A 4,438-nucleotide genomic window follows, 5' to 3' on the forward strand; every position below is an offset into this window, starting at 1 on the left:
CCGATACGCGCGGGACTGTCTCGAGGCGGCACGCGAGGCCGGCGAGACGCTATCCACCCTGCGTTGATGACGCTGGACGGTACTGCTGGCCTTGCGTTGACGACTCTTGACTGGCGGTACTACCGGCCGAATCTCACTTCGGTCCTCCCCGGGGTGTCGTCGCGTCCCGTTCCGGCGTGAGAGTCGATCCGGACACGGATCTGTACATCAATAGATATATATTTAGTAAAAAACGTATACTTGGATGACACTCATCGACGGGCCTGATCGGCCGCTTGCGTGCGTCGTGTTTCAGGTAGCCATTTCCCTCCGCCCTCCGTGCTACCGGCCCGCAGACCGAAGTTACCCGTCGAACCACGAACTTACGAAAAACTAACGATGGCACTTGGATTCGTCGTCATGCTCACGGTACTCGTCGTTTGCATCGGACTCCTCAGCACCTGCGCGATCTGTCTCGATCGGACAGCGATCAGTCGGACGGCGGCTGAACTCGATAACCGACTCCTCGAGGTCGCGCCGTATCTCGGCGCGGCGGCCCTGTTCTTCCTGGCAAAGCGGGCGACGACCGGCCAGAGTGAACGGATCTCATACGCTCTCGACTGGGACATCACCGCGGAGATATACGCCGTCGAAGGGGAGTTCGTGGCGGTTCTTCAGGACATCGTCCCCGACGTCACGGTCGGTTTCTTCTCGGCGATGTACATGTTCGGGTTCCCGTATCTGCTGGTGACCGCACCGATCCTCTACTTCCTGTTGCCGTCCCAGCGCCACCTCAAGGAACTCCTCATCGCGTACCTGTTGAATTACTTGATCGGGACGATCTTCTACACGCTGTTTATCGCGTACGGGCCGCGAAACCACCTGTCGTCCGTCACCGGGCTGATGTACGACTTCTATCCGCAGGCCCAGACGATGACGTCAGCGGTGTCGTCGAACACGAACGTGTTCCCCTCGTTGCACACGTCGCTTGCGGTCGTCGTCTTAGTGTTCGCCTGGCGGTCGCGCAGCGAATACCCGCGGTGGTTTCCGCTCGCGTCGTTCGTGGTGAGCTGCGTCGTCTTCTCGACGATGTACCTCGGGATCCACTGGCTGATCGACGTCCTCGCGGGCATCGTCCTCGGCGTCGGAGCCGTCTGGATCGCCGAATGGATCGTCACCCGCGCGGAGGGGAGATCGGGCCCCGTCCCCATCGGCGACGAGAGCGAGGACGGAATCACCTCCGAAGTGAGCGACTGAGTCCCGCCGATCGAACCGGACTCAGCCGGTATACTCGCTGCCGATGACCTCCCGAATCCGTTCGGCGGTCACCTTCCCGACGCCGTCGGCCGCCTGCAACTCGTCCTCGGTCGCGATCATCATGCCTTCGACCGTGCCGAACTCCTCGAGCAGCGAGCGTGCGGTGACGGGACCGATCTCGGCGATCGAAGCGACGACGTACTCCTGTTGTTCTCCCAGGGTCTTGGTCCTCTTCTCGCCGTGGACCGACACCTCCCGGTCAGCAGTCGACTGTTCTCGGCCGGCGATCACTGCCAGTAGTTCGGTCGTGTCGTCCTCGCTTTCGGTCCGCAGTACGCTCGCACCGAAGTCGACGGCGAGACTCGAGAGCGCCCCCCGGATCGCGTTCGGGTGGACGTCCCGCTGTTCGTACAGTCCCTCGCCCTCGACGATCACGATCGGCCGCGAGTAGTGACGGGCCATCGCGCCGACCTGCTCGAAGACCGATCTGTCGCCCCCGACCAGGGAGTCGACGAAGTCCGCGACGGACTTGCGCTCGACGACGACCCGATCCGACAGGACGTAGTCGCCGACGTCGAGCGTCTCGAGGCTGACCTCGCACTCCTCGCGTCGCGAGAGGTCGCGGGCGATGTTCGCGTCCATCTCGCGCTGGTCGGCGACGACCGCGACCGTCTCGCCCTCGGCGTGCGGTTCGTGGGTTTCGACCGCCTCGTCGCCGTCGTCTCCGGTGTCGTCATCGCTACTCGCTTCCGAGTTCCCGTGCGCGAACTCCTGCAATCCGGGCTGCCCCGCAACCCCCTCGCTTCCGCTGGAAGACCCGCCGACTGCGTCGGGGTCAGCGACGCTGTCGTCCACTTCCGCTTCGCCCTCGCCGGCCGCCTCGAAATCGGCCAGCGATTGCTGGGAGTCGTCGAGTTCGGCCGCGAGGTCGTCGGCCATCCCCTTCAGGTCGCGCAGCTCCGACTCCATCTCCTTCTCGCGGCGACGTGAGATCCAGAAATAGGCCTCGTCGCGGGTGTCCTCGGCCATGAGAACGACGACGCGGCCCTCGGACTGGCGACCGGTCCGACCCTTTCGCTGAATAGACCGGATCGCGGTCGGAACGGGTTCGTAGAAGAGCACGAGGTCGACCTCCGGGACGTCCAGCCCCTCCTCGGCGACCGAGGTGGAGACGAGCACCTCGAACTCGCCCGCTCGGAACTCGTCCAGTACGTCCTGTTGTTGCTTCTGGGTCATCCCGTCGGAGCCCTCGCGGTCGCCCTGTCCGACGAACCGCTTCGCGTCGAAGCTCTCGCACAGGAACTCGGTGAGCGCTTCGGCCGTGTCGCGGGACTCGGTGAAGACGATCACCCGTTCGCCGCCCTCGAGACCCAGTGTCTCGGCGAGCAGCATCCGGGTTTTGCTGTACTTGGGGTGGATCTCGTCGAAGCTCTCGGCCTTCCGCATGGCCTCGCGCACACGCGGGTCCGAGACCATTCGCTGGCTCGCCTTCGACGCCCCGGACGACCGAGCCTGATTGCGCTGGCGATCGAAATACCGACAGAGGGCCTCGACGCTCTGTGTCTCCACGAGGGTGACGGCCTGCCGGAGTTTCATCACCTCGGCGTGTATTGACATCCCCTCGAACCCCTCCGACTGGTCGTTGTTGATCAGTTCCTGGAGTTCGGCCCGCATCCGATTCAGGTCCTTCTGGGACTGGTCGGGCTGGGTCGAACTCGCGACGCCCAGTTCCTTGAGCTTCTCGAGGCGCTCTTTGATGACCTCGTTCAGCGCGTCACGGATCTCGAGGACCTCGTCGGGGAGGTCGATGCGCTCCCACTCGACGTCGGTGTCGTGGGTGAACTCCTCGACGTCGGCGTCCTCCTCCGTCATCACCTCGACTTCGTCCAGCCCGAGGTTCTCACAGACCTCGAGGATGGCCTCCTCGTCGCCGCCGGGCGACGCCGACATCCCGGTAACGAGCGGCCGTTTTGCGTCGGCGTGATAGCGCTCGGCGATGTAGTTGTACGCGTAGTCGCCGGTCGCGCGGTGGCACTCGTCGAAGGTGATGTGGGTCACGTCCGCGAGCGAAATTCGACTCCCGACGAGGTCGTTCTCGATCACCTGCGGGGTCGCCATGACGACCGTCGCCGACTCCCACATCTCGGCGCGGTCGTCCGGACTCACGTCGCCGGTGAAGACGACGATTTCCTCATCCGGTATCTGGAGCGCTTCTCGGTAAAAATCCGCGTGCTGCTGGACGAGCGGTTTCGTCGGCGCGAGCATCAGCGACGTCCCACCGACCTCCTCGAGTCGCCGCGCCGTCACGAGCAGGCTGACCGTCGTCTTCCCGAGTCCCGTCGGGAGACAGACGAGCGTGTGGTGGTTCGCGGCGGTGCCCGCGAGTTTCAGCTGATAGAGTCGGCGCTCGAGGAAGTCGGGCTCGAGCAGCGGGTGCTCGATAGACGCGATCCCCTCGTCCGTCGTTGCCATTACCGGCCGTTCATCGCCGCCGCGAATAAGGGTTCCCGTACCGCGGTGAAAGTGAAGTACCGGAAGCTACTGCTCCGAAAGCGCTGGCAGCCACCACGTCAGCACCGTCGCGACGGCCACGAACCCGGCCAGCACGAGATACGCCTCGTCGAAGTAGTCCCGATCGGCGAGCGCGCCGAACAGGACCGGACTGACCGCGCCGATGGTCATGTAGACGGTCCGCAGGAAGCCCAGCCCCGTCCCCTGCATATCCGCCGGGAACGCCGAGGTCATGTACGGCAGGGTGATCGTGCCGTAGCCCAGGATGCTCGAGAGGAAGACCGTGCCGACGACGATCGGCCAGAACCCCTCGAGGAACGGCAGCACGACCAGCGAGACCACGACGACGCCCAGTACGGGCGGGAGCGATTTCCGGATTCCGAACCGGTCGTACAGCCGGCCCGTCAGCGGCTGGACGAGGATCCCCATCGCGAAGAACGCGCTGAAGAGCCCGGTGGCGACGCCCTGGGAAAAGCCCTTGATCTGGATCAGATAGGTCGGATAGAAGCCCGTGAACGCCTGCCAGACGCAGTAGGTCAGGATCTGGATCGCGGTCACGGTGACGATCTCGGGTCGGCGCAGCTCCGAGAGGACGTACCGGACCGTCTCGAGGGAGACGCTGTCGACGGCGCTGGTCGCGCCGGAGGTGCGTTCGGGAACGACGAGTCGGAGGCCGATCGCCACGAGTGCG

At 64.6% G+C, this 4,438-nt stretch carries 4 protein-coding genes; 2 read left to right on the top strand and 2 right to left on the bottom strand.

Translation table 11 applies throughout. The features are described from left to right. The coding region (locus tag PGX04_RS21530) for a hypothetical protein (protein WP_273740381.1) at nt 1–180 on the top strand (180 nt) is incomplete at its 5' end. Between the two features lie 198 nt (nt 181–378). Then, entirely contained in the window at nt 379–1,236 is an 858-nt protein-coding gene (locus PGX04_RS21535) for a phosphatase PAP2 family protein (protein ID WP_273740382.1), read from the top strand. Between the two features lie 21 nt (nt 1,237–1,257). On the opposite strand, the gene PGX04_RS21540 is transcribed toward PGX04_RS21535, so the two are convergent. Then, nucleotides 1,258–3,708 carry a DEAD/DEAH box helicase gene (locus tag PGX04_RS21540; RefSeq protein WP_273740383.1) on the bottom strand — a complete coding sequence of 817 codons (2,451 nt, stop codon included), beginning with the start codon at nt 3,706–3,708 and terminating at the stop codon, nt 1,258–1,260. A gap of 66 nt (nt 3,709–3,774) precedes the next feature. Then, nucleotides 3,775–4,438: MFS transporter (locus tag PGX04_RS21545; RefSeq protein WP_273740384.1), on the bottom strand; the 664-nt coding region annotated here is incomplete at its 5' end.

It is taken from the genome of Natrinema soli, from assembly GCF_028618695.1.

Coding starts and splice junctions, on each gene's coding strand:
- PGX04_RS21540 (WP_273740383.1), bottom strand. CDS start 3,708: ATGGCAACGACGGACGAGGGGATCGCGTCTATCGAGCACCCGCTGCTC.
- PGX04_RS21535 (WP_273740382.1), top strand. CDS start 379: ATGGCACTTGGATTCGTCGTCATGCTCACGGTACTCGTCGTTTGCATC.